At 66.5% G+C, this 25,967-nt stretch carries 22 protein-coding genes; 13 read left to right on the top strand and 9 right to left on the bottom strand.

Translation table 11 applies throughout. The features are described 5' to 3' along the window. Positions 1-143 precede the first annotated feature (143 nt). Positions 144-1,853: a methyl-accepting chemotaxis protein gene (locus RMO95_RS06975; protein WP_310449884.1), complete on the top strand. Its 1,710-nt coding sequence runs from the start codon at positions 144-146 to the stop codon at positions 1,851-1,853. Positions 1,854-1,982: 129 nt separating this feature from the next. Here RMO95_RS06975 and RMO95_RS06980 read toward each other — a convergent pair whose 3' ends face one another. The 4 genes from RMO95_RS06980 to leuS form a co-directional block, all read right to left on the bottom strand. After that, positions 1,983-3,239, bottom strand: coding sequence for a glutamate-5-semialdehyde dehydrogenase (locus RMO95_RS06980; protein ID WP_310449885.1), 1,257 nt, complete (start codon positions 3,237-3,239; stop codon positions 1,983-1,985). Positions 3,240-3,317: 78 nt separating this feature from the next. Then, a complete protein-coding gene (gene holA, locus RMO95_RS06985) occupies positions 3,318-4,220 on the bottom strand; it encodes a DNA polymerase III subunit delta (protein ID WP_310449886.1) in 903 nt (300 codons plus the stop codon). Positions 4,221-4,227: 7 nt separating this feature from the next. Further along, positions 4,228-4,812 (bottom strand): LPS assembly lipoprotein LptE, encoded by a 585-nt coding sequence (gene lptE / locus RMO95_RS06990; protein WP_310449887.1) that lies wholly within the window; start codon positions 4,810-4,812, stop codon positions 4,228-4,230. 93 nt (positions 4,813-4,905) lie between these two features. Beyond that, a complete protein-coding gene (gene leuS / locus RMO95_RS06995; RefSeq protein WP_310449905.1) occupies positions 4,906-7,761 on the bottom strand; it encodes a leucine--tRNA ligase in 2,856 nt (951 codons plus the stop codon). 72 nt (positions 7,762-7,833) lie between these two features. On the opposite strand from leuS, the gene RMO95_RS07000 reads away from it, so the two are divergent. Next, positions 7,834-8,706 carry a FecR family protein gene (locus RMO95_RS07000; RefSeq protein WP_310449888.1) on the top strand — a complete coding sequence of 291 codons (873 nt, stop codon included), beginning with the start codon at positions 7,834-7,836 and terminating at the stop codon, positions 8,704-8,706. Here RMO95_RS07000 and RMO95_RS07005 read toward each other — a convergent pair. Next, positions 8,684-9,043, bottom strand: a complete 360-nt coding sequence (locus RMO95_RS07005) for a hypothetical protein (protein WP_310449889.1) — start codon at positions 9,041-9,043, stop codon at positions 8,684-8,686. The two genes, RMO95_RS07000 and RMO95_RS07005, sit on opposite strands and share 23 nt — an antisense overlap. Positions 9,044-9,305: 262 nt before the next feature. Between RMO95_RS07005 and RMO95_RS07010 the strand changes: the two genes are divergently transcribed. The 8 genes from RMO95_RS07010 to RMO95_RS07045 all read left to right on the top strand — a co-directional run bounded on the left by RMO95_RS07010 (position 9,306) and on the right by RMO95_RS07045 (position 18,068). Beyond that, positions 9,306-11,477, top strand: a complete 2,172-nt coding sequence (locus RMO95_RS07010; RefSeq protein WP_310449890.1) for a UvrD-helicase domain-containing protein — start codon at positions 9,306-9,308, stop codon at positions 11,475-11,477. A 115-nt stretch (positions 11,478-11,592) separates the two neighbouring features. Beyond that, the gene (pcaD, locus tag RMO95_RS07015; RefSeq protein WP_310449891.1) at positions 11,593-12,375 is read left to right on the top strand and encodes a 3-oxoadipate enol-lactonase; all 783 of its coding nucleotides are present in this window, start codon (positions 11,593-11,595) and stop codon (positions 12,373-12,375) included. A 2-nt stretch (positions 12,376-12,377) separates the two neighbouring features. Continuing rightward, on the top strand, positions 12,378-13,157 hold the full coding sequence (locus RMO95_RS07020; protein WP_310449892.1) for an SDR family oxidoreductase: 780 nt from the start codon (positions 12,378-12,380) through the stop codon (positions 13,155-13,157). 178 nt (positions 13,158-13,335) lie between these two features. Next, positions 13,336-14,463 (top strand): aminotransferase class V-fold PLP-dependent enzyme, encoded by a 1,128-nt coding sequence (locus RMO95_RS07025; protein ID WP_310449893.1) that lies wholly within the window; start codon positions 13,336-13,338, stop codon positions 14,461-14,463. Positions 14,464-14,498: 35 nt separating this feature from the next. Next, complete coding sequence (locus RMO95_RS07030; protein WP_310449894.1) at positions 14,499-15,743, top strand: hypothetical protein; 1,245 nt, start codon at positions 14,499-14,501, stop codon at positions 15,741-15,743. Between the two features lie 105 nt (positions 15,744-15,848). Continuing rightward, a complete protein-coding gene (locus RMO95_RS07035) occupies positions 15,849-16,547 on the top strand; it encodes a hypothetical protein (RefSeq protein ID WP_310449895.1) in 699 nt (232 codons plus the stop codon). A 236-nt stretch (positions 16,548-16,783) separates the two neighbouring features. Further along, entirely contained in the window at positions 16,784-17,362 is a 579-nt protein-coding gene (locus RMO95_RS07040) for a Uma2 family endonuclease (protein ID WP_310449896.1), read from the top strand. A 52-nt stretch (positions 17,363-17,414) separates the two neighbouring features. Further along, a complete protein-coding gene (locus RMO95_RS07045) occupies positions 17,415-18,068 on the top strand; it encodes a DUF4440 domain-containing protein (protein ID WP_310449897.1) in 654 nt (217 codons plus the stop codon). Between the two features lie 28 nt (positions 18,069-18,096). On the opposite strand, the gene RMO95_RS07050 is transcribed toward RMO95_RS07045, so the two are convergent. Both RMO95_RS07050 and RMO95_RS07055 read right to left on the bottom strand, forming a co-directional pair. Next, positions 18,097-18,483, bottom strand: coding sequence for a DUF488 domain-containing protein (locus RMO95_RS07050; protein WP_310449898.1), 387 nt, complete (start codon positions 18,481-18,483; stop codon positions 18,097-18,099). Between the two features lie 424 nt (positions 18,484-18,907). Continuing rightward, positions 18,908-19,150 (bottom strand): helix-turn-helix transcriptional regulator, encoded by a 243-nt coding sequence (locus tag RMO95_RS07055; RefSeq protein WP_310449899.1) that lies wholly within the window; start codon positions 19,148-19,150, stop codon positions 18,908-18,910. On the opposite strand from RMO95_RS07055, the gene RMO95_RS07060 reads away from it, so the two are divergent. Beyond that, positions 19,149-19,544, top strand: coding sequence for a hypothetical protein (locus RMO95_RS07060; RefSeq protein ID WP_310449900.1), 396 nt, complete (start codon positions 19,149-19,151; stop codon positions 19,542-19,544). The genes RMO95_RS07055 and RMO95_RS07060 overlap by 2 nt on opposite strands. A gap of 399 nt (positions 19,545-19,943) precedes the next feature. Here the strand turns inward: RMO95_RS07060 and RMO95_RS07065 are convergent, their stop codons facing one another. After that, positions 19,944-20,750, bottom strand: coding sequence for a ParA family protein (locus RMO95_RS07065; RefSeq protein WP_310449901.1), 807 nt, complete (start codon positions 20,748-20,750; stop codon positions 19,944-19,946). Between the two features lie 171 nt (positions 20,751-20,921). Here RMO95_RS07065 and RMO95_RS07070 point away from each other — a divergent pair, with 171 nt between their 5' ends. Then, positions 20,922-23,219 carry an NADP-dependent malic enzyme gene (locus RMO95_RS07070; RefSeq protein ID WP_310449902.1) on the top strand — a complete coding sequence of 766 codons (2,298 nt, stop codon included), beginning with the start codon at positions 20,922-20,924 and terminating at the stop codon, positions 23,217-23,219. A gap of 43 nt (positions 23,220-23,262) precedes the next feature. Here RMO95_RS07070 and RMO95_RS07075 read toward each other — a convergent pair whose 3' ends face one another. Next, the gene (locus tag RMO95_RS07075; RefSeq protein WP_310449903.1) at positions 23,263-24,678 is read right to left on the bottom strand and encodes a DUF6622 family protein; all 1,416 of its coding nucleotides are present in this window, start codon (positions 24,676-24,678) and stop codon (positions 23,263-23,265) included. Between the two features lie 237 nt (positions 24,679-24,915). On the opposite strand from RMO95_RS07075, the gene RMO95_RS07080 reads away from it, so the two are divergent. Further along, positions 24,916-25,890 (top strand): quinone oxidoreductase, encoded by a 975-nt coding sequence (locus RMO95_RS07080; protein ID WP_310449904.1) that lies wholly within the window; start codon positions 24,916-24,918, stop codon positions 25,888-25,890. Positions 25,891-25,967: the final 77 nt, after the last annotated feature.

Here is a 25,967-nt window from a genome sequence, read left to right on the forward strand (position 1 = left end):
ACAAACGCTTATCCAGCGGCGGCCGCTATAATCATCGACAGTACTGATCGACGGATACCGCTGTTCTATGCGGTAGACCGTGGGCGGGCCGAGGCACGAGGTACCGGCAGGTACCGGCAGCATGGGAAATCGGAGGAGTCCAAGTGAGTGATAGTTCAACAGCAGGCGATCGCGCCGCCACGGCCGGTCGCGGCGGTGCCGCGGAATTATGGCAGGGCGTGCTGGCTGCGGGTTTCATCGGGCTGGCGGCGGCGCTGCTGGGCGGTGTCGATACCAGCGGTTGGCTGGCGGCAGGATTCGTCGTCTACTCCGCCGTCTTCGTGCTCATCACCGGCGCCTTGCAGCGACGCCTCGCGCTGCGTCAGTTGCAGAATCTGGAGCAGGAACTGGAGCGCTTCGCCGCGCCGCGGCCCGATCTGGCCCGGCGCCTGTCCCAGGACGGGGCGACCGCAAGGATTGCGCAGAACACCAACAAACTGCTCGACGGCGCGCACCAACTGGTCGCGGACATACGCCAGACCGGCACCCGGGTTGCCGTCGAGGCGGCCAAGCTGAACCGGCGCGTGCATCAGACCTCGTCCCTGGCGGCGAAGCAGCGCGAACTGGCGACGGCGGTATTCGCCGCCAGCGCGACCACCAGCGATGCGATCCGCTCCCTGACCGAAAACGCCGACGCGGTCAGCGCCTCGACCACCAAGCATCTGGATGCCTCGCGCCAGTCCTACCAGGAACTGCTGGATGTCACCCAGCGCATCAGCGAGATTGCCAGGCACGCGCAGACCTTCGCCACGGTGGTCGATGAACTGAGCAAGAAATCGGCGCAGATCCGCGACATCGGCCTGATGATCAACGAGATCTCCGACCAGACCAATCTGCTGGCGCTGAATGCGGCGATCGAGGCGGCGCGCGCCGGCGAATCGGGCCGCGGCTTCGCGGTGGTGGCCGACGAGGTGCGCAAGCTGGCGGAGAAGGTCAAGTCGGCGACCAGCGTGATCGCCGAAAACACCACGGCGATGATCGGCCTGGTCGGCGTCACCGAGCAGGAAACCGTGCGCATCCGCGAGGACAGCCGGATCACCAACGATGCCGTGTCGCGCTCCTCGCAGAGCTTTTCGCTCATGGTGGAGGACTTCGGCCGCATGAGCGAGCAACTGGCGAGCATCAGCGACTCGGTGCATAACATCGGCGACATCAATGCGACGGCCAACGAGCAGATCAGCGAAATCCACCAGTTCAGCGAGCAGGTTTCCGAGCAGATGAGCGAGGCGGAACGCTTCTCGTCTGAACTGCGCGAGCTCACCGAACGCATCCAGTCGGTGGCGACGCGCTTTGCCATCGGCGGCAGCGCCATGGACCGCATCATGAGCTCGGCCGGCACCTGCCATCAGCGCGCCACGGCCTATCTGGAGGCCGCCGAGGCGAAGGGCCTGCCCATCTTCGACCAGAACTACCGCCCGATCGCCGGCAGCAATCCGCCGCGCTACAGCACCGGCTACGACGCCGCCGTGGAAGCCGACCTGCAACGCATCTACGATGAACTGCTGGAGCAGACGCCGGAACTGATGATGAGCCTGGTGGTGGATACCAGGGGCTATGCGCCCGCGCACAACCGGCGCTATTCCGAAGCGGCCAACGGGAATTACCAGCACGACCTGATGAAGACCCGCCACAAGCGCATCTTCGACGACTTTGCCGGTGCGCGCTCGGCGCAGAATCGCGAACCCTGCCTGGTGCAGACCTACCTGCGCGATACCGGCGAGGTGCTGTGCGAGCTGAGCATCCCGGTCATGATCAAGGGCCGCCACTGGGGCGCCTTCCGCACCGCCTTCCTGCCGGCCGCGCTGGAAGCCTAGTAAGCAGCATGTTGAAACCGATGGATGCAGGAGCGAGCTTGCCCGCGATAGCGGCTTATCGCGAGCAAGCTCGCTCCTGCAGGGAATGCGCCTTTTCCTTGTTGACTGACTACTAGCCTTCGGGTCGGTTCAGGCCCGCGTCTGGCCGTCGCCCAGCACGATCCACTTCTGCGAGGTGAGGCCTTCGAGGCCGACCGGGCCGCGGGCGTGGAACTTGTCGGTGGAAATCCCGATCTCGGCGCCGAGGCCGTATTCGAAACCGTCGGCAAAGCGCGTCGAGGCGTTGACCATGACCGAGGCCGAATCCACTTCGCGCAGGAAGCGCATCGCGTTGCTGTAGTTCTCGGTGACGATGGCCTCGGTGTGGGCCGAGGAATACTTGTTGATGTGCTCGATGGCCTCGCCGACATCGGCGACGATCTTGACCGAGATGATCGCCGCCAGATACTCGGCGTACCAGTCCTCCTCGGTCGCGGCGATGGCCTGCGGCACCAGCTTGCGGGTTTCCTCGCAGCCGCGGATCTCGACACCGCGGCTGGTGAGCATGGCGCAAAGAGTTGGCGCTAGCGATACGGCGACAGAACGCGCGATCAGCAGCGATTCGGCGGTATTGCAGGTGCCCAGGCGTTGCGTCTTGGAGTTTTCGAGTATGCGCAGCGCCTTGTCGGGGTCGGCCGCGTCATCGACATAGATGTGGCAGTTGCCGTCGAGATGCTTGATCACCGGCACCCGCGCCTCCTTCGAGATGCGTTCGATGAGGCCCTTGCCGCCGCGCGGCACGATCACATCGACATACTCGGGCATCGCCACGAGGTGGCCGACGGCCTCGCGGTCGGTGGTCTCGATCACCTGCACCGCCGTTTCGGGCAGGCCCGCGGCGGCCAGTCCGGCGCGCACGCAGGCGGCGATCGCCTGGTTGGCGCGCAGGGCTTCCTTGCCGCCGCGCAAAATCGCCGCATTGCCGGATTTGAGGCACAGCGCCGCGGCGTCGGCCGTGACGTTGGGCCGCGCTTCGTAGATGATGCCGACCACGCCCAGCGGCACGCGCATCTTGCCGACCTGGATGCCCGAAGGACGGCGCTTCATGTCGCTGATCTCGCCGATCGGATCGGGTAGGGCGGCGACCTGTTCGAGTCCCTGCGCCATGGCTTCGATGCTCTTGTCGGTCAATGTCAGGCGGTCGATCATCGCCGCGTCGAGGCCGTTGGTTCGCGCTTCGGCGACATCGGCGGCATTGGCTGCGAGCAGCTCGGCGCGGCGTTCGCGGATCGCCGCCGCCATCGCCAAGAGCGCCGTGTTCTTGGCGGCGGTCGAGGCCCGCGCCGTGGCGCGCGAAGCGGCGCGCGCGTTGCGGCCGACCTGCTGCATGTAGTCCTTGATGTTCATGAAAAACCTTTCAGCCACTGAGATCACAGAGGACACAGAGAGAAACGGAACGAGGGCTTTTCTCTGTGCCCTCTGTGGCTAAATGCTTCTGCTTCTGGTCAAACGCAGCGCCAGCTGAAGAAACTCGTCCCAGACGTCGCCGCGCGCGAGACCCTTGATCATGCGGTCAATTTTCGCCGCTTGCAAGAGCGCCGGCCGCGCGGAGTTGGCGCGCGCTTCGGTGGCCAGCGCCCAGAGCACCAGCGGCGGCGCCGCGTCCTCGCCCTTGAGGCCTTCCAGCGTGCGCGCGGCACGCACCGTGTCGCGGTTCTTCAGCGCGTCGCGCAGGTCCGAGACGTCGTAGCGCGCGACGTTCATCACGGCGCCTTCGATCTGCTCCAGCGAGATTTCGCCGGGCGGATAGAGCAGGCCGAGTTTCTGGATTTCCTGGTGAGCCGCGAGCAGGTTGCCTTCGACGTGGGCGGCGATGAATTCGAGCGCCGGCCTCGGCGCGCTCTGCCCTTGCCGCGCCATGCGCTCGGCGATCCACTGCGGCAGGCGTGCGGGCGGCGGCGCGTTGCATTCGACGGCGACGCCGGCATTCGACAGCGCCGTGACCCAGGCCGCCTTCTTCGCCTGCCAGTCGAGTTCGGGCAGGGTGATCAGGGTCACGATGCCGGGGCCCAGCGTTGAAATGTAGCGCTGCAGCGCCTCGCTGCCTTCGCGTCCCGGCTTGCCCGAGGGGATGCGCAGGTCGACCAGCTTGGAGCCGCCGAACAGCGACATGTTGCCGGCCGCCATGAACAGCTCGTCCCATTTGAAGCCGGTGCCGACGATGATCACCTCGCGTTCCTCGAAGCCCTGCCGGCGCGCCGCGGCGCGGATTGCGTCGCCGGCCTCGATCACCAGCAGCGGCTCGTCGCCGTGCAGCAGGTAGAGCGGCGCCAGCGGCTTATCCAACTGCGCGAGGTGCGCCGCGAGCTGTTCGGGCCGCAACTGCATGAGGCTCTTACTCGGTCTTGACCGGCTGCAGCTTGGCCGCCGCCAGCCGGCGCATCAACTGCTGCACCAGGTCGTTCTGGATGTCGCGCCAGAGCAGTTGCTCTTCCGACTCCTTGGACAACACCAGATCGTCGCTGAAAGTGATTTCACGGCGCAAGGTGATGGTGCTCGGCGCGATGTATTCGGTCGGACCGGCGACGGGCGGCGCGTCCGTGTACTTGACCGGCGGCGTAGCCGCCGCGGCCGTGGCGACGTTGGCATGCACCTTGAAGGCGAAGCTGCGCACCAGCTGGAATTCGCGGGCGCGGCCGGATGCGCTGAGCGAGAGGATGTTTTTCTGCACGGTGTCGCCGAGCACGGTCAGCACGGCCTCGGCCTCCCTGACATCGTTGACCACGCGGGTGCCCGGCGACGAGGCTTCGATGTTGCGCTTGAGCTGGGCGTGGAACTCGGAGGTCGGGTCGAGCGAGAGCGCGATGGTCGCGAACGGCAGCTTGTGGCCGGGCAGCGCCGCGCTGCCGCGCAGCTTGAAGCCGCAGGCGGCCAGCAGGCTGATCAGCAGCAGGATGACAGACAGTTTTGCGGCGCGCATCGCTATGTCTCCCGCAGGGCCGCCCCAAGGGAGGCATGCGCCCCCGTGGGGGGCAGCGAACAGATGTGAGCGTGGGGGCTCATAATTTTCTCCTTAGACCACTATATTGACCAGGCGGCCGGGCACGACGACGACTTTCTTCGCCGGCTTGCCTTCCATGAATTTCTGCGCGGCTTCCGCGGCCAGCGCCGCGGCTTCGATCGCCGCGCGGTCGGCGCCGGCTTTGACGCGGATGTTGCCGCGATGCTTGCCATTCACCTGCAGCACCAGTTCTTCTTCGTCCTGCACCAGGGCCTCGGCCAGAGGCTCGGGCCAGGCGGCGTCGAGGATATCAGCGCCGAAACCCAGTTCGATCCACAGCGCGTGGCAGATGTGCGGCGTGATCGGCGAGAGTATGCGCAGCAGGATGCCGAAGCACTCGGCGACTACCGCATCGCGGCCGTTCCCGGCAGGAATCTTCTCCAGGCTGTTGAGCATTTTCATCGCCGCCGAGGCGACGGTGTTGAACTGGAACTTGCCGAGGTCGTAGTTGGCCTGCTTCAACAGCAGATGGATTTCGCGGCGCACTGCGGCGAGCGGCTCGGGCAGCTTGGCCGGCATCGCGGCGCGCGCCGCGATCGCCGGCTGCTCGGCGTGACCGAAGGCCCAGACGCGACGCAGGAAGCGGTAGGCGCCCTCGACGCCCGAGTCCGACCACTCCAGTGTCTGTTCCGGGGGCGAGGCGAACATCATGAAGAAGCGCGCCGTGTCGGCGCCGAACTCGTCGATCAGCGATTGCGGGTCGACGCCGTTGCGCTTGGATTTCGACATGGTGCCGACGCCGCCGTAATCCACCGGCTGGCCGTCGGCCTTCGACGTCGCGCCGATCACATGGCCGCCTTCGTCGCGCTTGAGATCGACTTCCTCGGGCGCGAAGTACTCGATGCCGCCCTTGTCGGTGCGGCGGCTGAAGATATGGTTCAACACCATGCCCTGGGTCAGCAGGTTGGCGAAGGGCTCGTCGTAGTTGACCAGGCGCTTTCCATCCACCGTAATGTCGCGCATGACCTTGGTCCAGAAGCGCGAGTAGAGCAGGTGCAGGATCGCGTGCTCGATGCCGCCGATGTACTGGTCGGCGGGCATCCAGTGGTTGGTTCCGGCATCGACCATGGCAGAATTCGCCGCACGCGTCGTCGGATCGACGCAGTAGCGCGCGTAGTACCAGCTCGAATCGACGAAGGTGTCCATGGTGTCGGTTTCGCGCTTGGCCGGCTTGCCGCACTGCGGGCAGGCGCAGTCGACGAAATCGGCGCGCTTCGCCAGCGGGTTGCCCGAGCCGTCGGGCACGCAGTCTTCGGGCAGCTTGACCGGCAGTTGCTCGTCGGGCACTGGCACGGTGCCGCAGGCGTCGCAATGGATCAGCGGAATCGGGCAGCCCCAGTAGCGCTGGCGCGAGACGCCCCAGTCGCGCAGGCGGTACTGGACCTGGGTATCGCCGAGATCCTTGGCCTTCAGGTCGGCGGCGATGGCGGTGACGGCTGCTTCGAGGCCGAGCCCGTCGTACTTGCCGGAGTTTACGCACACGCCATTTGCTTTGTCGCCATACCACTGCTGCCAGTGGTTTGTCGTGAAAGCAGTGTTTGTATAGCTAGCTTCTAACTCTTGCTTTCCTTTTTCCGTTAATCGGCCATCAAGTAGAGCCTTGGCCAACTCGCCACGCAGCCCAGCGTTCTCTATCACCTGTTTGATTCCCAGGCCGTACTTCTTGGCGAACTCGAAATCGCGTTCGTCATGGGCAGGCACGGCCATCACCGCGCCTTCGCCATAGCTCATCAGGACGTAGTTGCCGACCCAGACCTCGACCTTCTCGCCGGTCAGCGGGTGGTCGACGAATATGCCGGTCGGCATGCCCTTCTTTTCCATGGTCGCCATGTCGGCTTCCATGACCGAGCCGTGTTTGCATTCGTCGATGAAGGCGGCGAGTTGCGGGTTGGTCTGCGCGGCGTAGGTCGCCAGCGGATGCTCGGCGGCGACGGCGCAGAAGGTCACGCCCATGATGGTATCGGCGCGGGTGGTGAACACCCAGAGCAATCCCTTTTCAGTGCCGGAGGCACTCTGAACGTGCCCTTCCCCTTCAAGGGGAAGGGCTAGGGATGGGGATGGGTTGTTCGCCGTCGACACCCCATCCCCTCCCTCGATCCCTCCCCTTGAAGGGGAGGGAAGATTTGTGCCGCCTGTGGCGGGGAGCTCGTATGGAAAGGCGAAGCGCACGCCGGTGCTCTTGCCGATCCAGTTGGCCTGCATGGTCTTGACCCGCTCCGGCCAGCCCGGCAGCGTGTCGAGTGCGGACAGCAGCTCGTCGGCGTACTGGGTGATGGCCAGGTAATAGCCGGGAATCTCGCGCTTCTCGACCACGGCGCCGGTGCGCCAGCCGCGGCCTTCGATGACCTGTTCGTTGGCGAGCACGGTCTGGTCCACCGGGTCCCAGTTCACCACCTGGGTCTTCTTGTAGGCGATGCCTTTTTCCAGCATGCGCAGGAACAGCCACTGGTTCCACTTGTAATACTCGGGCGCGCAGGTCGCCAGTTCGCGCTCCCAGTCCAGCGCAAAGCCGAGCGACTGGAGCTGCTTTTTCATGTAGGCGATGTTGTCCCAGGTCCACTTGGCCGGCGGCACCTTGTTCTGCATCGCGGCGTTCTCGGCGGGCAGGCCGAAAGCGTCCCAGCCCATGGGCTGCAACACGTTGTAGCCCTTCATGCGGTGGTAGCGGGAGAGCACATCGCCGATGGTATAGTTCCGCACATGCCCCATGTGCAGCTTGCCGGACGGATAGGGAAACATCGACAGGCAGTAGTACTTCGGCCGGGAGTTTGTCAAATCCGCGGTCGCGGCGGCGCGGAAGGTCTGGGAGGTGTTCCAGTAGGCCTGCGCGGCCTGCTCGATTTCGGTCGGAAGATATTTTTCCTGCATGGCCGGGGCGTCTATTTTGAGTGCTGGCAAAGGGCGGAATTATACCCGCCACCTCTGATCGAAAGGATTCGCATGTCCCCTTTGAGCCGGGTTTTCGCGGTGGTTGCCGTTCTTGCTTCGCTGTTTCCCGCCTCGGTGCTGGCGGCGGCCGCAGCCACCGTGGAGGCGGTGCAAGCGCCCGCCTGGCGGGATCGCAACGGCATCACCGTGCCGCTGGCGGCCGGCATGGAACTCAAGAGCGGCGATGTGCTGCGCACCGGGCCGGGCGCGCGCGCCTACGTCATGCTGGCCGAGGGCAGCCGGGTCAAGTTGGGCGAAGCCGCACAACTCGACATTCATACGCGCAGCCTGCGGCCCGAGAAATTTTTTCGCGGCGCACTCGACATCCTGACCGGGCCCTTCCGTTTCACCACCGCCCGGCTGAAGAAGACGCTGCCGCGCGAACTGGCGATCCGCGTCGGCACGGCCACCATCGGCATCCGCGGCACCGACCTGTGGGGCCGGGCGGACAAGGACGGCGACCTGGTGGCGCTGCTCGAAGGCCGCATCGAAATCACCCGCGCCGGGCAGACCACGGAACTGGCGCAGCCCCTGACCTATTACGACGCGCCGCGCGGCCAGGACGCCACCGTCAAGGCGCTCGACCCCGAGGTTTTCAGGAAACTGGCGCGGCAAACGGAAATCCTCGCCGGCGACGGCGCGTCGCGCTCGAACGGCAAATGGCGTGTGCTGGCGGCTGCGGCGGCCGGCGAGGAGGCCGCGCTGGAACTCTACGACCGGGTGCGCGATGCGGGCTTTGCCGCGCGCGTGAAGCCGCGTGCGGCGGAGGGCGGGGGTTGGCGTTACGACGTGCTGCTGGCCGGTTTTGCCAGCGCCGATGAAGCGGCCGTCGCTGCGGCCCGACTGACCGCCGCGACCGGCCTCAAACCGAGCGTGGTGCGTTAGCGTCCTGTTGCGCGGCCGATCCGATCAGCCGCCAGCCGCGCACCGTCAGCGCCGCACCTTCCTGCGCCACTTGCATCGAAAGCGCCCACAGGCGCGCCTGGGCACGGGCCCACGGCCGCCAGCCGAAGGATGCCGCATCGGCACGCAGGGATTCGGCGGCCACCAGTTCCAGCAGGCGATCGACCGTCAGCCTGAAATAGTCCGACGAGCCGGGGGCTGACCGGCGCTCGGCCCAGCGCTCGGCTTCGCGCCACAGCGCAATGGATCGCGCATCGCTGATGCCGGCCTTTTTTGCCAGCCAGGGCAGTAACTTGGGTGTCTTGGGTTTGCTACTCATGCGATTCTCCTTTGCGGTCCGGCTGTTCCGGCCTTATGAGCCGGGCTAGCCCGCTTTGCATACAATGTGTTGCATTGCAGCATGACGGATTCTACCGCTTTGATATGGGTGAAGCACTCTAAATCAAGGTTTTTTGATGCATTGCAATATCGACTTGTGCAAGGTCGAAATTCCTTGGTTCGGGCGATGGTTAGCGCTTACTGTTGGCCGTCCCGGGCGCGGCCCGTCGATATAATCGACGTCTTACCTGCCGATGGCCGCCATGACCCCTTTGCTCGACAACCTCAACGCGCCGCAACTGGCGGCCGTCACGCTGCCGCCGGCGCACGCCCTGATCCTCGCCGGCGCCGGTTCGGGCAAGACGCGGGTGCTGACGACACGCATCGCCTGGCTAATTTCGACCGGCCAGGTTTCGCCGCCCGGTGTGCTGGCCGTGACCTTCACCAACAAGGCCGCCAAGGAAATGCAGACGCGCCTGGCGGCGATGCTGCCGATCAACGTCAGGGGCATGTGGATAGGCACTTTCCACGGCCTGTGCAACCGGCTGTTGCGCGCCCATTACCGCGACGCCGGCCTGCCGCAGCTGTTCCAGATCCTCGACTCGGCCGACCAGCAGGCCTCGGTCAAGCGCCTGCTCAAGTCGCTGAACATCGACGACGAGAAATTCCCGCCGCGCGAGCTGTGCCACTTCATCAACGCGCAGAAGGAGCAGGGATTGCGGGCCGCCGCGGTCGAGGCCTGGGACGACTGGGCGAAGAAGCGCGTCGCGCTCTACGAGGCCTACGAAGCGCAATGCCAGCGAGAGGGCGTGGTCGATTTCGCCGAACTGCTGCTGCGCTCCTACGAGCTGCTGGAGCGCAACGAGCCGCTGCGCCGGCATTACCAGGAGCGCTTCCGCCATATTCTCGTGGACGAATTCCAGGATACCAACAAGCTCCAGTACCGCTGGCTAAAATTGTTGGCGGGTGGTGGCGCCAATTTGTTCTGCGTCGGCGACGACGACCAGTCGATCTACGCCTTCCGCGGCGCCGACGTCGGCAACATGGCCGACTTCGAGCGCGAGTTCAAGGTGCAGAACCTGATCCGCCTGGAGCAGAACTACCGCTCGCACGGCAACATCCTCGACGCGGCCAATGCCATCATCAAGAACAATCCCTCGCGTCTGGGCAAAAATTTGTGGACCGAGGCCGGCAGCGGCGAGCCGGTGCGCATCTACGAATCCTATTCGGACGGCGACGAGGCGCGCTGGATCGCAGAGGAAGTCAAGGCCCTGCAGCGCGACGGCCATGCGCGCGCCGAGATCGCGCTGCTCTACCGCAGCAACGCCCAGTCGCGCGCGCTCGAACATGCGCTGTTCAACGCCGGCCTGCCTTATCGCGTGTATGGCGGCCTGCGCTTCTTCGAGCGCGCCGAAATCAAGCATGCGCTGGCCTACCTGCGCCTGATCGCCAACACCGAGGACGACACGGCCTTCGCCCGCGTGGTGAATTTCCCCGCCCGCGGCATCGGCGCGCGCAGCCTGGAAAACCTGCAGGACGCGGCCAAGGCCGCCGGCAGCAGCCTGCATGCGGCGATCCCGCAGCTCGCCGGCGCGGGCGGCGTCAAGCTGGCCGCTTTCGCGCAACTGATCGTCAAGCTGCGCGAGGCCGCCCACCTGCCGCTGCCGGAACTGGTCGACCACGTCGTCGAGCTGTCCGGCCTGCGCGCCCATTACCAGAACGAAAAGGAAGGCCAGGAGCGCCTCGACAACCTCGACGAACTGATCAATGCCGCGGCCAGCTTCGTCGCCGAGGAAGGCGAGCCGAACCAGGACGGCGAAATCACCGGGGAATTCGGCAACGACCTCTCGTCCTTCCTCGCCCACGCCTCGCTCGAAGCCGGCGAGCACCAGGCCGGCGAGGGCGACGACGCGCTGCAACTGATGACCGTGCATTCGGCCAAGGGGCTGGAATTCAACGTGGTCTTCATCAGCGGTCTGGAAGACGGCCTGTTCCCGCATGAGAACTCGATGAACGAGGACAAAGGTCTGGAGGAGGAGCGACGCCTGATGTATGTCGCCGTCACCCGCGCGCGGCAGCGGCTTTACCTGAGCTTCGCCCAGACCCGCATGCTGCACGGCCAGACGCGCTACAACCTGCCCTCGCGCTTCCTCGACGAAGTGCCCGAGGAACTCGTCAAGTGGCTCACGCCGCGTGCCGGCAAGGGTGGTTTCGCCGTCTCGTCAGCGCCAACTTTCAACGCCGCGCCGCGCCGCAGCGAGTCGTCGGGCGGCAGCGGCTTTCGCATCGGCCAGAGCGTCATGCACGCCAAGTTCGGCCTCGGCGTCATCATCAATGCCGAAGGCGGCGGGACGGATGCGCGCGTGCAGGTAAACTTCGGCGCCGCCGGCATGAAATGGCTGGCGCTGTCGGTGGCTAAACTGGAGGCAGCATGAACATGACAATCCCCCCAGCCCCCTTTCCAGGAAAGGGGGTGACAACGGTTCGGCCGCTATCGCGGCTTCCGGGTATTGACTGGCTGCCTACTTGGGGCGGCCCTGCGGAGGCAGCATGATCGACGTTGACGTAAACGGCATCAGCATCCACTACAGGATCGAGGGCAGCGGGCCATGGGTCACGCTTTCCCACTCGCTGACCTGCGACCTGACGCTGTGGGACGAGCTCGCCGCGGCGCTGGCGCCGAGTTTCACGGTGCTGCGCTACGACACGCGCGGCCACGGCAACAGCAGCGCTCCGCAGGGAACCTACAGCTTCGACCAGCTCGCCGCCGACGTGGTCGGCCTGCTCGACGTGCTGGACGTGGAAAGTACGCATTTCCTCGGCCTTTCGATGGGCGGCATGATCGGCCAGCACCTGGCGCTGGCCGCGCCGCAACGCGTGGACAAATTGGTGATCGCCAGTTCCACCAGCCGCATCCCGCCCGAGGCCGGCCCGCTGTGGGACGAGCGCATCGCCACGGTGCGCGCCCAGGGCTGCGCCGCCATGGTCGAGGGCACGCTCGGCCGCTGGTTTACGCCGGGTTTCCGCGCCGCGCGGCCGGAGGCCATGGCGCGCATCGGCAAGCTCATCGCCGCCACCCCGGCGGCCGGCTACATCGGCTGCGCCGGAGCGATCCGGACACTCGACATCACGGCGCAGCTCGGCGCCATCGCGGCGCCGACCCTGGTCATCGCCGGCGCCGACGATCCCGGCACGCCGCCGGCGATGAGCGAAGTCATCGCCGCGGCGATACCCGGGGCGCGCCTGGAAATCATCCCGTCGGCATCGCATCTTTGCTGCATCGAGCAGCCGGAAATCTTCAACCGGCTGGTCCGCGACTTTCTGGAGGACTGAACATGGATCTGGGCATAACTGGGCGCAGCGCACTGGTCTGCGCATCGAGCAAGGGGCTGGGCCGCGGCTGCGCCTTTGCGCTGGCGCGCGAAGGCGTGAATGTCACGCTGGTGGCGCGCGGCGCCGAGGCGCTGGAAAAGACCGCCGCCGAAATCCGCGCGGCGACCGGCGCGACGGTCATCACCGTGGCTGCCGACATCGTCACCGCGGCCGGCCGCGCCGCGGCGCTGGCCGCCTGCCCGTCGCCGGATATTTTGGTCAACAACGCCGGCGGCCCGCCGCCCGGCGACTTCCGCAACTGGTCGCGCGACGACTGGCTGGCGGCGCTCGATGCCAACATGCTGACGCCGATCGAGCTGATCAAGGCCACCGTCGACGGCATGATCGCGCGCAAGTTCGGCCGCATCGTTAACATCACCTCGGGCGCGGTCAAGGCGCCGATCGACGTGCTGGGCCTGTCCAACGGCGCGCGCTCCGGCCTCACCGGCTTCGTCGCGGGCCTGGCGAGGAAGACCGTGGCGCACAACGTCACCATCAACAACCTGCTGCCCGGTTTCTTCGACACCGACCGCATCGCCACGGTGATCGGCGGCCAGGCCAAGGCGCGCAATGTTTCCTACGAGCAGGTGCTGGCCGAGCGTGTGGCGACGATCCCGGCCGGCCGCATCGGCAATCCCGAGGAGTTCGGCGCCGCCTGCGCCTGGCTGTGTTCGACCCAGGCCGGCTTCATCACCGGGCAGAACTGGCTGCTCGACGGCGGCGCCTATCCCGGCACTTTCTAGTACGCAGACATGTTGAAACCGATGGATGTAGGAGCGAGCTTGCTCGCGACAACGGTTCATCGCGAGCAAGCTCGCTCCTACAGGGAATGCGACTTTTCCTTGTTGACTGACTACTTGCGGCGAAGCCCACGCCTTCTGCCGCCACAGGCGCAAGCCGATTGACCGAAATGGAGTGACCATGCCCGCCCTGCTCAACAACGTCGATCCCGACGGACTGCTCGAATATTCGGTGGTCTATACCGATCGCGCCCTCAACCACATGTCCAAGGCCTTCCAGGGCGTGATGCGCGACATCTCGGCCAGCCTCAAGCAGGTCTATGGCGCGAGCGCCGTGGCCATCGTGCCGGGCGGCGGCACCTTCGCCATGGAGGCCGTGGCGCGCCAGTTCGCCGGCGGCCGGCGCTGCCTGGTGCTGCGCAACGGCTGGTTCAGTTTCCGCTGGTCGCAGATCCTAGACATGGGGCGGATTGCCGAGAGCACCTCGGTGCTCAAGGCGCGCCGCAACGGCGCGGGCAGCCAGGCGCCTTTCGTGCCGGCGCCGATCGATGAAGTGGTCGCCGCGATCCGCGCGCAACGCCCCGAGGTGGTATTCGCACCGCATGTCGAGACCGCCTCCGGCATCCTGCTGCCCGACGACTATCTGCGCGCCGTGGCGGACGCCGTGCGCGAGGTCGATGGCCTCTTCGTGCTCGACTGCATCGCCTCCGGCGCGCTCTGGGTGGATATGCGCGCGATCGGCGTCGACGTCCTGATCAGCGCGCCGCAGAAGGGCTGGAGCGGCCCGTCCTGCGCCGGCCTGGTGATGTTGGGTGAGCGGGCGCTGGCGCGCATCGCCGACACCAGCAGCAGCAGCTTCGCCTGCGATCTGAAGAAGTGGCTGCAGATCATGGAAGCCTACGAGAAGGGCGGCCACGCCTATCACGCAACGATGCCCACCGACGCCCTGCGCCGCGTGCGCGACGCGATGCGCGAAACCGAAGCCCATGGCCTCGAACTCGCCCGCAGCCAGCAATTGGAACTCGGCCGGCAGGTGCGCGCGCTGCTGGTCGAGCGCGGCTTTGCCAGCGTCGCCGGGAAGGGCTTCGAGGCGCCCGGCGTGGTGGTCAGCTACACGAGCGACCCCGAGATCCAGTCGGCGAAAAAGTTCGTAGACCTGGGGCTGCAGGCCGCGGCCGGCGTCCCCCTGCAATGCGACGAGCCGGCCGATTTCCGCAGCTTCCGCATCGGCCTGTTCGGCCTCGACAAACTGGGCAATGTCGAGCGCACCGTCGCGACGCTGAGGCAGGCACTGGACCGCCTGGCCTGAACGGCCGGCGCGGGCTCCCGGCGTGAGCCGTGTCGATGACCCTGCCCGCCCCGGCGCTCGCTGAAATCCGCCGCCCGTCGCGGCTGCTGCCGGCGCTGGGTTTCGTCCTCACCGGGCTCGCCGGCCGCGCGCTGATCGACAAGTTGCTGGCGCTGCGCGGCGGCGCCGAACTGGTCGCGCACTGGGCGCAGCTGAGCAGCCTCGCCGACATCGTCGCTGGCGTCACGCTGGCCGGCATCGGCATCGGGCTCACCGGCCGCGTTGCGGGCGTGGCGCCGTGTCGCCAGCGCCAACTCTTCGGCGAGGCCCTGCGTCTGGGCCTGATGCTCTCCGGCGCCTGCCTGCTGGTCTGCGTCGCGCTGGCGCTGTCCGGTCGGCTCGCCCTGTTGCCCGCGCCGCAGGCCGGGCTGGTGCTGCCGGCGCTGGGCGTCGGCTGGCTCGCCGTCGCTCCCGGCCTGCTCACCGCATGGCTGCTCGGCCGCGGCCAACCCGGCCGCGCGATGGCCTGCGTCGCGGCGATGCTGTCCGCGCCGCTGCTGGCATTGGCGCTGGCGGCGAGCGGAGCTGAACTTGCGTCCCTGCTCGCCGCCCAGATCCTGGTCGGCGGCGTCGCGACGGCGCTGCTGCTGACGGGCGAGGGTTCGTGGCGCGAGGCGCTGGCGCAGCGTCATGGCCTGCGCCCCTTCATCGCGGCCGGAATTGCCATCGGCATCCTGAGCCCGGCGGCGACGGCCGTCGCGCGCATGGAGATCGCAGCTTCCGCCTCGTGGGAAATCGCCGGCGCGGTGCAGGCCCTGTGGCGCAGCAGCGAATGGATCACGGCCATCGCCGCGGGGCTGCTCAACGCGCATTTTCTGCCGCGCCTGGCGGCGGCGCGCGATGCGGCCGGATTTGCGGCGGAGCTGCGTGTTGCATCGCGCCAGGTGCTGGCGCCGGCAACGCTGGCGCTGGGCCTGTTGTGGCTGCTGTTGCCGCAGGTATTGGCACTGCTCTACCGCGAGGGCCTGCCGGTCGACCGGGTCGACGCCTTGGCCTTTTTCGCTGGCGACGCCTTGCGCATGCTGTCCTGGATTTTTCTCTTCGGCCTCTTCGCGTGCGGCGCCGGATGGGCGGTGAGCGTCGGCGAACTGCTGTCCCTGCCGTTGTTCGCCGCGCTCCTGTGGCTGCTGCCCGGCCCGCTCTCGCTGCCGGCGATCGGCCTGGCCTGGATGCTGGCTTACGCGGTATATGCGGGATTCAATGGCTGGGCGCTGCGGCGAGTCACGGGCTTGCTGCGATAATTGCCCGCCTGCCAACGCATGCATGCAGTCGCACCAATTCGATCCGGATGCTCGTTCAGTACAACGGACCTGCAGCATCGGCGAACCTATCGTGGAGATAGTGCAATGAAAAATCCGGCGTTCGAGCGTCGCTTGCGCGCAATGCGAACCTACCACGCCAACAAGCGCGGCAACGCATTCGACAAGGGCGTGCTAGCCTTTCATCGCTATGACGAGTGCGCCGCTGACGATCTGTCGTGGTGGGACGACTGCCAGATCATCGTCAATCGGCGGCGGGTGATGATCTGGTGGACGCATCCACGTTTCAAATACCGCAATGCCATTGAGAATTCCGCCTGGGAGGCGGCCGGCGAATCCCCGCCGCCCGGCGACTGGTTGGCCACGATACGCAGCAATCCGGTGCGCAAGAAGGTCGGAAAGTCCCGCAGTCGGATCGTCGCCTACAAATCCTCCGAGCCGGATGCCGAACACCGGGCCTACTACGACAAACTGCGGGCCGCGGAGGATCGGATTGCGGACGAGGGCCTGGACCTGGTCGTTCGCCCCTCGCTGGCGCGGCGTTCCCTCGACTGGTGTACCGGGCTCGACCTGTGTATTCCTGTCGAAGTGCGCAACATCGCTGAACTCCAGGCGCTGGCCGCGATCGGCCGCCGCCTGCTCAAGGGCGAGACGACGCTCGGCCGGCTCTATCCCGGCTACGAATACGGGCGCAATGCATGGCGCGCCGAGCAGGATCGGCGAGATGCCAAGGGAAGATTTTCGATTCAGTTGCTGTCGATGCCGCTGGCCAGGGCAATCGCATGAACGCTGGAAACGGCATCTCCTCCCCCTTCAAGGGGGAGGCCGGGAGGGGGATGGGGGCGAAAGTGAGCGTTTCGTAGGCTTGTTATCGGCGGTTTGCCCCATCCCCTCCCCAGCCCTCCCCTTGACGGGGAGGGAGGCGGCGCTTCATGCGATTGCCCTGTGCCGTTAGCCTGACGGCCGATTACGGCCTCGGGTCTTGGGCTAAGATGTAGCCCTGACTTCGCCGGAGAAGCGCAATGGGACTGCCACAACGCGATCTCGAGTGCCACACCTATGCCGAATACGCGGCTTGGCCGGACGACGTCCGTTATGAACTGATCGATGGCATCGCCTATGCCATGGGTCCGGCGCCGGCGCGGCGGCATCAGGAGGTTGCGGGGGAGATGTTCCGCCAGATCGCCGATGCGCTGGAAGGATCGCCCTGCCGGCCCTATATCGCGCCCTTCGACGTGCGTCTGCCGCGCGCCGGCGAGGCGGACGACAAGATCGACACCGTGGTGCAGCCCGACATCAGCGTGATCTGCGACAAGGCCAAGCTCGACGAGCGCGGCTGTCGCGGTGCGCCGGACTGGATCGTCGAAGTCTTGTCGCCCGGCAGCGCCGGCCATGACCAGGTGGTCAAGCGGGAACTGTACGAGCGCGTCGGCGTGCGCGAGTACTGGCTGGTGCATCCGGTCGACAAGGTCGTCACCATCTACCTGCTGGTGACTGGCGCCTACGGCAAGCCGGCGGTGCAGGAACTGGTCGGCGACACCACCGCGGCCGTCCTGCCGCAGGTGACCATAACCTGGGCGCGGGTGCTGCGCGAAGACTGAAGCGCGGAAGGTCGCCGGCGGCGTCGGGCTGGAATTTTCGGAGGAGATCGATATGCGATTGCGTCATGCACTGTACGCTTGCGCGTTGTTTGTCCTGAGCTGCGCGGGAGCAATCGCGCAGGAAGACCCCGAGGCTGTCTATGCCAGGCTCCACCGCGCCTTGCTGGCCGGCAATGCCGAGGAAGTGGCGGGCTACAGCACGGCGGCGACCAGGGCCGAACTTGCCGCCAAGCCGCTGGCGGAACGCAACGCGCTGATGCGTGCCATGGCGCAGGCAGCGCCCAGGACCTACACCGTCACCGAAAAATCCATCGCCCCCGACGGCAAGAGCGCGACGCTGCGCGGCGCCGGCATCAGCGAGTACCAGACCCGCGCCGAGGCCTACCTGACGGCAAGCTTCAGGAAGGAAGGCGAGGCGTGGAAGGTCGCCAGTTGGGGCTGGTCGAACCAGAAGCCGCCGCCCATCGCCAACCCGGTCAAACCGGCGCCGGCTGCCGCCAAGCCGGCCGAGCCAGCCGCGCCGCCGCAGGTGGTGATCACGCGCAAGCTGGGCCCGCTGCCTGCCGCCGCGCCCGACCGGCCCGAGGTCGCACCGGCCCCTGTTTCCGCCACGCGGAGGCCGTCGCGCGCGCATCTCGACGCCCGCGTCTGCCTCAGGCAGCGGACCGACAGGGCGGTCATGGAGTGCGCGGAAAAGTATCGCTGAAGCCCACGGCGCAGCGCGGCCCCGTCGTCTATTCGAACCTGGCGCCTTTCTCGGCCAGGAGTTCCCGCAGCACCGAGCGATGACAGTGCGCTTCATCCGCGCAGTAGCAGCCGACCGAAAAGTTGCTCTGCTGCGACAGCGCGGCAAGCAGATCGATGCTGCGGCTGGCGTCGGGCGCGGACATTTCGCTGCGGTACTTCCTGATGAAGGCGGCCCACTGGGCCGGCGTAGTGGCTTCCTGGCCGAGCTTCATGGTGTCGACGCTCGGCGCCAGGTTGGGATACCAGACGTCATACCAGTTGCCCGAGGCAAACCCGGTTTTCGGTACGCCCCGCGGCGGGCGGCGCACGGTGCCGATGCGGATGCCTTCGTCCTGGTTGCGGGCGGTGCCGAGCCTGACAATGCGAACCACCATCGCTGCCTCCTTGTTGGTTACCGTCAGCGGCATTTTACGTAAGCCGCCAGAACACCTTTGGCGCCGTCTCGCCAGCGCCAACTCCTGATGTCTCGTCATTCCGGCGAAAGCCGGAATCCAGAAGTGACGTTAAGGTTTGCCGGGACTCGCCCCGGCGGGCGAGGCACTTTCTTGCTGCGCGGCAAGAAAGTACCCAAAGAAACGCGCCCCGCCTCCCCGGCCCTGCGGGCTGCCCTCGCTGCGAAAGGCCCGCCGGGCCGGTCGCTAAACTAGCCGGCCAAAAGCGGCCGTCGTCGGACAACGCGACCGGAATTCCCCGGCGAACCTTCCTCGCTCGGCGGGTCAGAGGGGAAGAAAAACCGCCGCGCGTGGTAGGTCGCGACGAAATGCAATTCGATGCTGCCCCGTTTGGCTCCAGCGCCGCTTACGCTTTATCTTCAGGGCGAGCAACCAAGTCTCCCATGCTGACCCCCAGTGCGTCGGCAATCCGTGCGATGTTGCAGATCGAAATGTTGCGCTGGCCTCGCTCGACCGAACTGATGTAGTTGGGATGCAGGTCGGCAGCTTCGGCCACGTTCTCCTGGGTCAGTTTTTTCTCCACTCGGATGCGCCGCATGTTCGTTGCGAAAAGCTGCTGCGCTCCACACTTTTGAGTTGGGTTGTGCATGCCCGAAGTTTTTCCGAGCAGGCCAATTGAATCCACACACTTTGAGTTTGGTTTGAGTTACATTGACTCCATCGCGGGGATAGGCTTCCAGCATAGCCGGAGGGCTTATCAAGGTTTGGCCTTGTCCGCAACTGCGCAGGAGGTGATGGTAATGAGCTGGGAAATCTACGAAAAAGCGGAGGACAAGGACGGCGTGAAAGAGTGGTCCTTGTTTATCGTGATGAAGGGCGAGCAACTCTCAAACAGCACGAGCAGCCCGCTCAAAATGGGTTACTGGTTTTTTGGTAAAGACGATGGCGATCCTGCGGGCAAAAGGTTATACAAAGAAGGATTGAGGGAAGCCAAGGCGGAAGTTGAAAGACTGAACCGACTATCAGTTCCGCCGCGTCGATAGCCAAAGCGGCAAAACGGTTTGCCTTCCCTTCTGACCCGCCAAGTGAGGAAGGTTCGCCGGGAAATTCCGGTCGCGTTGTCCGACGACGGCCGCATTTTGGCCGGCTAGTTATTTCCGGCGCGGAGCGCCGGAAGGTATCCAGGCGATTAGCGACCGGCCCGGCGGGCCTTTCGCAGCGAGGGGTGAGCGCGGGGTTTCGCAAGGCCAATTGATTGGCCTTGCGCCGCGCGAACGGGCGAGACTCTGGCGAGCCCTCCGCCCGCAGGGCCGGGGAGGCGGGGCGCGTTTCTTTGGGTACTTTCTTGCCGCGCAGCAAGAAAGTACCTCGCCTGCCGGGGCGAGTCCCGGCATCTCTCTTCGAAGGCAAGCCTAAAGAGTTGGCGCTGGCGCTACGGCGCTTTAAGCCCGTTTCTTGGAGGCCGCCTTGGCCCGCGCCTTCTTCGCCGCTTCGAGTTCGTCGAACAGCGCGCCGAATTCCAGCGCCAGCTTGTGGCTGCGGTCGAGGTGGATCATCGGCTTGGCCTGCTGGTGCGATTCCTTGATCTTGACCGAGGACGAGAGGAAGGAGGCCAGCACCGGCAGGCCTTCCTTGCGCAGCTCGTCGATGATCTGCTGCGGCAGGCTGGCGCGGGCCTGGAACTGGTTGATGACGATGCCTTCGACTTCGAGGCCGGCATTGTGGTCGGCGCGGATTTCATTGACGTTGTCGAGCAGGCTGTAGAGCGCGCGGCGGGCGAATTCGTCGCAGTCGAAGGGGATCAGGCAGGCGTCGGCGGCGATCAGCGCCGAGCGGGTGTAGAAGTGCAGCGCCGGCGGCGTGTCGATCCAGATCTCGTCGTAGCCTTCCAGCGCGTCGAGCGCCTCGCGCAGCTTGTAGATCTTGTAGCGCGATTCGAGCTTGGCCTGCAGTTCTTCCAGCGCGGGGCCGGAGGGCAGGATGGAGAGGTTCTCGAAGGGCGTCGCGGCGATGAAGTCCTCGGTCGGCAGCGGCCGCAGCTTGAAGCTCAGCATCTGGTCGAAGAACTCGTTGGCCGTGAGTTTCAGCTCATTGGCGGCGGCGCCGAGCAGGTATTGCGTCGAATTGGCCTGCGGGTCGAGGTCGATCACCAGGGTGCGGGCGCCGCGGGCGGCGGAAATGGCGGCGAGATTGCAGGTGATGGTGCTTTTGCCGACACCGCCCTTCTGGTTGAATACGACGCGCTTCATGATCGACTCCCGGATTTGGATCGGGCGATTTTGCCACAGCGCATGCTGCAGTGCGGTATGCCATGCGCCAGACGGAGCCGGCGGCTCGTGCCGGCTCGTGGATTTCCGTAATGGTGCCGTCAGCCCGAGAGGTCTAAAATCGCGCGTTCCCCTGTCAGCCGGTTAGCCGCGATGTCCAACGAACAAGAGAATCTCTCCGCCGCCGCCCTCGAGTATCACGAATGGCCCACCCCGGGAAAGATCGCGGTGGTGCCGACCAAGGGCCTCACCAATCAGCGCGACCTGGCCCTGGCCTATTCGCCGGGCGTGGCCGCGGCCTGCAATGCCATCGTCGATGATCCCAACATGGCCAGCCGGCTCACCTCGCGCGCCAACCTGGTTGGCGTCGTGACCAACGGCACGGCGGTGCTGGGCCTGGGCAACATCGGCCCGCTGGCGGCCAAGCCGGTGATGGAAGGCAAGGGTGTGCTGTTCAAGAAGTTCGCCGGCATCGACGTGTTCGACATCGAATTGCAGGAACCCGACGCCGACAAGCTGATCGACATGATCGCGGCCATGGAGCCGACCTTCGGCGGCATCAACCTCGAAGACATCAAGGCGCCGGAGTGCTTCTACATCGAGTCGAAACTGCGCGAGCGCATGAAGATACCGGTGTTCCACGACGACCAGCACGGCACGGCGATCGTGGTCGGCGCCTTCATCCTCAATGGCCTGACCCTGGTCGGCAAGAAGATCGAGGAGGTCAAGCTGGTCACCTCGGGCGCCGGCGCCGCGGCGCTGGCCTGCCTCGACCTGCTGGTGAATCTCGGCGTCAAGGTCGAGAACATCTGGGTCACCGACATCGAAGGCGTGGTGTACCAAGGCCGCACCAAGCTGATGGACCCGATCAAGGATCGCTACGCCAAGCAGACCGATGCGCGCACGCTGTCCGACATCATGGCAGGCGCCGACGTGTTCCTCGGCCTTTCGGCCGGCGGCGTGGTCAAGCCGGCGATGGTGGCGAAGATGGCCGCCAATCCGCTGATCCTGGCGCTGGCCAATCCGACGCCGGAAATCACGCCGGAGGAAGTCAAGTCGGTGCGCGATGACGCGATCATCGCCACGGGCCGTTCGGACTACCCGAACCAGGTTAACAACGTGCTGTGCTTTCCCTTCATTTTCCGCGGCGCGCTGGATGCGGGTGCGACGACCATCACCGAGCTGATGAAGCTCGCCGCGGTGCGCGCCATCGCCGAGCTGGCCCAGGCCGAGGCCTCCGACGTGGTGGCCCAGGCCTATGGCGGCGAGAGCCTGGCCTTCGGCCGCGAGTACCTGATCCCGCGCCCCTTCGATCCGCGCCTGATCGTCAAGATCGCCCCGGCCGTGGCGAAGGCCGCGGCGGAGTCGGGCGTGGCGACGCGGCCGATCGCCGATTTCGATGCCTACCGCGACAAGCTCAACAGCTTCGTCTATCACTCCGGCTTCGTCATGAAGCCGGTGTTTGCCGCCGCGAAGAAGGCGCCGCGCCGCGTCATCTACTGCGAGGGCGAGGACGAGCGCGTGCTGCGCGCGGTGCAGGCGGTGCTCGACGAAGGCCTGGCGCGGCCGGTACTGATCGGCCGTCCCGAAGTCATCGACAAGCGCATCGAGCAGGCCGGACTGCGCGTGGTGGCGGGGCGCGACTTCGAGGTGGTGAATCCGGATTCCGATCCGCGCTACAAGGACCTGTGGCAGGGCTATCACGAGATCATGGGCCGCCAGGGCGTGACCCCCGGCATCGCCAAGCAGGCGCTGCGCTCCGACCCGACGCTGATCGGCGCCATGCTGCTCAAGCGCGGCTATGTCGATGCCATGCTGTGCGGCGTGGTCGGCCGTCACGCGCAACACCTCAAGCATGTCAATGACGTGATCGGCCTCGCCGCCGACGCGCACTGCTTCGCCGCGATGAACATGCTGCTGCTGGCGCGCCACACGCTGTTCCTCTGCGACACCTACGTCAATGAAGACCCGTCGGCCGAACAGATCGCCGAGATCGCGCTGATGGCCGCCCGGGAAGTGCGCCGCTTCGGCCTCGAACCCAAGGTGGCGCTGCTCTCGCATTCCAACTTCGGCAGCCTGCGCTCGGCCTCGGCCCTGAAGATGGCCGCGGCGCGGGCCATCATCGAGGCGCGCGCGCCGGGCCTCGAAGTCGATGGCGAAATGCACGGCGACGCGGCCCTGTCGCAGGCCATCCGCGAGAAGCTGTACCCGGATTGCCGTCTCAAGGGCGAGGCCAATCTGCTGATCATGCCCAATGTCGATGCCGCCAACATTTCCTTCAACCTGATCAAGGCCACCTCGGGCGACGGCATCACGGTCGGCCCGGTACTGCTCGGCGCGGCGCAGCCCGTGCATATCCTGACCGCCACCGCGACCGTGCGCCGCCTGGTGAACATGACCGCGCTGGCGGTGGTCGATGCCAATCACCTGAGCGACAAGGCCGCCGGCTGAACGCCGTAGCGCCAACGCCAACTCTTGGCCTGGCGCGCCCTGATCAGAGCGCGGCGACCAGCGCCGCCAGCGCGGGCGGATCGACCACCAGGCCGATGTGGGAAACGCCGGGCAGCAGCGTCACGCGCAGCAACGGCTGCTGCGCTTCGAGCAGCGGCGCGTAGCGTTCGGCGATGAAAAGCTCGTCGGCGCCGCCGACCAGCACCCGCGTCGGCCGGCTGATCGCCCGCACGTCGGCCAGATAGTCCTCGCGCGGGCGGAAGTTGCGCTGCAGGCGGTAGGAATAGGTCGGCGTGGTCCTCGCCGCGGCCTCCGCCGGCAGGGCGAAGGCAAGCACCGGCAGTTGCTGGAACCACGGCAGGCCGAGCGCGTCGAGCAGGCTCAGGCCGATCATGCGCGGCACGAAAACCCTGACCCAGTCGCCGGCCTGCGGTCGCGTGGTCGGCGCCTGCTGGTGCAGCATCGGCGCCAGCAGCAGGTAGCGGTCGAACAGCGCGCCCAGCGGTCCGCCGGCGATGCGCAAAGCAAAGCCGCCGCCCGAGGAGTGGCCGACCAGGCTCAACTGCGCGCCGGGATGGGCGGCACGCCGGCCGGCGACGAAATCGGCCAGGTCATCGTCGAGCTGGCCGACGTAGTCGATATCGCCGCGGCGTCCCGAGGCGCCGTGGCCGCGCATGTCCAGCGCATAGGCGGCGATGCCGGCGCGCGCCAGCGCGAGGCCGACCGCATGCATGGCGTGGCTGTCGCCCGAGGAGCCGTGGATCAGCACCGCGACGCGCCGCGCATCGCGCGCCGGATAAGCGCGGTAGGCCAGCGCCGTGCCGTCGCGCGCGGTGTGGCGGCTGAGCGCCGGCAGGCCCTGGTAGTCGATCCTGGTCACCGCGCGGCTGACGGCGGCCAGGGTGCCGAGGGCGACGCCGATCAGGCCGGAGAGCGGCGCCCATGCCGGCATCGCCGCAGCAGCTTGGCCGGACCTGCCGCGCAGGCGCCACACGCGCCCGGCGCGGGCCATGAAGGCGCCGGCCAGCGCGCCGTAGAGGCTCGCCACCGCCAGCGCGAAAGGCCGCTCGCGCGCCAGGTCGGGGTCGATCGCCAGCATCACTCCGAGGGCATAGCGGAGGACGAAGATGGCGAGGATCAGCGCCATCGGCAGCCAGCTTCCGGGCAGCAGGAAGCGGTCGGTGGCGGAATCGAAGCCGCTGCCGCGCGGCGCCGGCAACCGGCTCGCAAGACCGCCGACGACCGCTGCGGCGACGGCCCAGGCCAGGGTCACGGCGGGCGCCGGGCCGAATGAAGACCAGGTGCCGGCGAGCGACAGCAGGCACATGAGCAGCGGCAGGATCAGCAGTCGCGGCGGCGTCGGGCGACGCGCCCTGGCCTGGCTGACACCGAGCAGCAGCAGGGCCAGCAGCAGGCCCCAGACCCATGCGGGCGTATTGGCGAGGATGCGGGAAATCACGGGTGGACAGCCTTTCGCGGCACGGGCAAAGGCGGCAGTTTGTCGTCGGCCGCAGGCTTTGGCAAGCACGCGCCGGCAAGCGGCCGGCCTTGGCACCATGCTTGGCACCACCGTGGCAACCCCGTGGCAACCCCGTGGCAACCCCGTGGCAACTTCGCCGCCATGGTTGAATTTTCGGCGCGGGCAGGGTAGCTTGCGTGCCTTGCGATTCGAGTTCGCCAAACAAGGGAGACACCCATGAGCCATGCCATCCGCTTTCACGCCCCCGGCGGTCCCGAAGTCCTGCGCTGGGAAGAAGTTGCCGTTGGCGACCCGGCGCCGAACGAGGCGCGCGTGCGGCATCACGCCGTCGGCCTCAATTACATCGACATCTATCATCGCACCGGCGCCTACCCGCTGCCGCTGCCTTCCGGTATCGGCCTCGAAGGCGCGGGCGTGGTCGAAGCCGTCGGCAGCGCGGTGACCGAGTTAAAAGCGGGCGACCGCGTCGCCTATGCCGGTGGTCCGATCGGAGCCTATGCGGAAGTGCGCAACATGCCGGCCGACCGCCTGGTCAAGCTGCCCGACGCGATCGACTTCAAGACCGGCGCGGCAATGATGCTGCAGGGCATGACCGCGCAATACCTGCTGCGCCGCACCTGCAGGGTGGAGCCCGGCGACACCATCCTGATCCACGCCGCGGCCGGCGGCGTCGGCCTCATCGTCTGCCAGTGGGCCAAGGCGCTGGGCGCCACGGTGATCGGCACGGTCGGTTCGGACGAGAAGGCGGCGCTGGCAAAAGCCCACGGCTGCGACCACACCATCATCTACACGCGCGAAAACTTCGTCGAGCGGGTCAAGGACATCACCTCGGGCAAGGGCGTCAGGGTCGTCTATGACTCGATCGCCAAGGACACCTTCATGGGCTCGCTCGACTGCCTGCGGCCGCTGGGCATGATGGTGCTGTTCGGCGCGGCTTCGGGCCCGGCGCCGCTGCTCGACAGCGGCGAGCTGGCCAAGCGCGGCTCGCTGTTCTTTACCCGGCCCACGCTGTTCACCTACATCGCGCAGCGCAGCGACCTCCTGGCCATCTCCGGCGAACTGTTCGACGTCGTCACCGCCGGCAAGGTCAAGATCGAAGTCAACCAGAGCTATGCGCTGAAGGACGCGGCACAGGCGCAGATCGACCTGGTGGCGCGCAAGACCACCGGTTCGACGGTGTTGCTGCCTTAGTCCGCAGACATGTTGAAACCGCTGGATGCAGGAGCGAGCTTGCTCGCGACAACGGCTTATCGCGAGCAAGCTCGCTC

It is taken from the genome of Sulfuritalea sp. (assembly GCF_031426875.1).
Lineage (GTDB): Bacteria > Pseudomonadota > Gammaproteobacteria > Burkholderiales > Rhodocyclaceae > Sulfuritalea.

Excerpts from the sequence above, each read along its gene's own strand:
- RMO95_RS06980 (WP_310449885.1), bottom strand. The coding sequence starts at position 3,239 with ATGAACATCAAGGACTACATGCAGCAGGTCGGCCGCAACGCGCGCGCC.
- holA (WP_310449886.1), bottom strand. The coding sequence starts at position 4,220 with ATGCAGTTGCGGCCCGAACAGCTCGCGGCGCACCTCGCGCAGTTGGAT.
- lptE (WP_310449887.1), bottom strand. The coding sequence starts at position 4,812 with ATGCGCGCCGCAAAACTGTCTGTCATCCTGCTGCTGATCAGCCTGCTG.
- leuS (WP_310449905.1), bottom strand. The coding sequence starts at position 7,761 with ATGCAGGAAAAATATCTTCCGACCGAAATCGAGCAGGCCGCGCAGGCC.
- RMO95_RS07000 (WP_310449888.1), top strand. The coding sequence starts at position 7,834 with ATGTCCCCTTTGAGCCGGGTTTTCGCGGTGGTTGCCGTTCTTGCTTCG.
- RMO95_RS07005 (WP_310449889.1), bottom strand. The coding sequence starts at position 9,043 with ATGAGTAGCAAACCCAAGACACCCAAGTTACTGCCCTGGCTGGCAAAA.
- RMO95_RS07010 (WP_310449890.1), top strand. The coding sequence starts at position 9,306 with ATGACCCCTTTGCTCGACAACCTCAACGCGCCGCAACTGGCGGCCGTC.
- pcaD (WP_310449891.1), top strand. The coding sequence starts at position 11,593 with ATGATCGACGTTGACGTAAACGGCATCAGCATCCACTACAGGATCGAG.
- RMO95_RS07020 (WP_310449892.1), top strand. The coding sequence starts at position 12,378 with ATGGATCTGGGCATAACTGGGCGCAGCGCACTGGTCTGCGCATCGAGC.
- RMO95_RS07025 (WP_310449893.1), top strand. The coding sequence starts at position 13,336 with ATGCCCGCCCTGCTCAACAACGTCGATCCCGACGGACTGCTCGAATAT.
- RMO95_RS07030 (WP_310449894.1), top strand. The coding sequence starts at position 14,499 with ATGACCCTGCCCGCCCCGGCGCTCGCTGAAATCCGCCGCCCGTCGCGG.
- RMO95_RS07035 (WP_310449895.1), top strand. The coding sequence starts at position 15,849 with ATGAAAAATCCGGCGTTCGAGCGTCGCTTGCGCGCAATGCGAACCTAC.
- RMO95_RS07040 (WP_310449896.1), top strand. The coding sequence starts at position 16,784 with ATGGGACTGCCACAACGCGATCTCGAGTGCCACACCTATGCCGAATAC.
- RMO95_RS07045 (WP_310449897.1), top strand. The coding sequence starts at position 17,415 with ATGCGATTGCGTCATGCACTGTACGCTTGCGCGTTGTTTGTCCTGAGC.
- RMO95_RS07050 (WP_310449898.1), bottom strand. The coding sequence starts at position 18,483 with ATGGTGGTTCGCATTGTCAGGCTCGGCACCGCCCGCAACCAGGACGAA.
- RMO95_RS07060 (WP_310449900.1), top strand. The coding sequence starts at position 19,149 with ATGCCCGAAGTTTTTCCGAGCAGGCCAATTGAATCCACACACTTTGAG.
- RMO95_RS07055 (WP_310449899.1), bottom strand. The coding sequence starts at position 19,150 with ATGCACAACCCAACTCAAAAGTGTGGAGCGCAGCAGCTTTTCGCAACG.
- RMO95_RS07065 (WP_310449901.1), bottom strand. The coding sequence starts at position 20,750 with ATGAAGCGCGTCGTATTCAACCAGAAGGGCGGTGTCGGCAAAAGCACC.
- RMO95_RS07070 (WP_310449902.1), top strand. The coding sequence starts at position 20,922 with ATGTCCAACGAACAAGAGAATCTCTCCGCCGCCGCCCTCGAGTATCAC.
- RMO95_RS07080 (WP_310449904.1), top strand. The coding sequence starts at position 24,916 with ATGAGCCATGCCATCCGCTTTCACGCCCCCGGCGGTCCCGAAGTCCTG.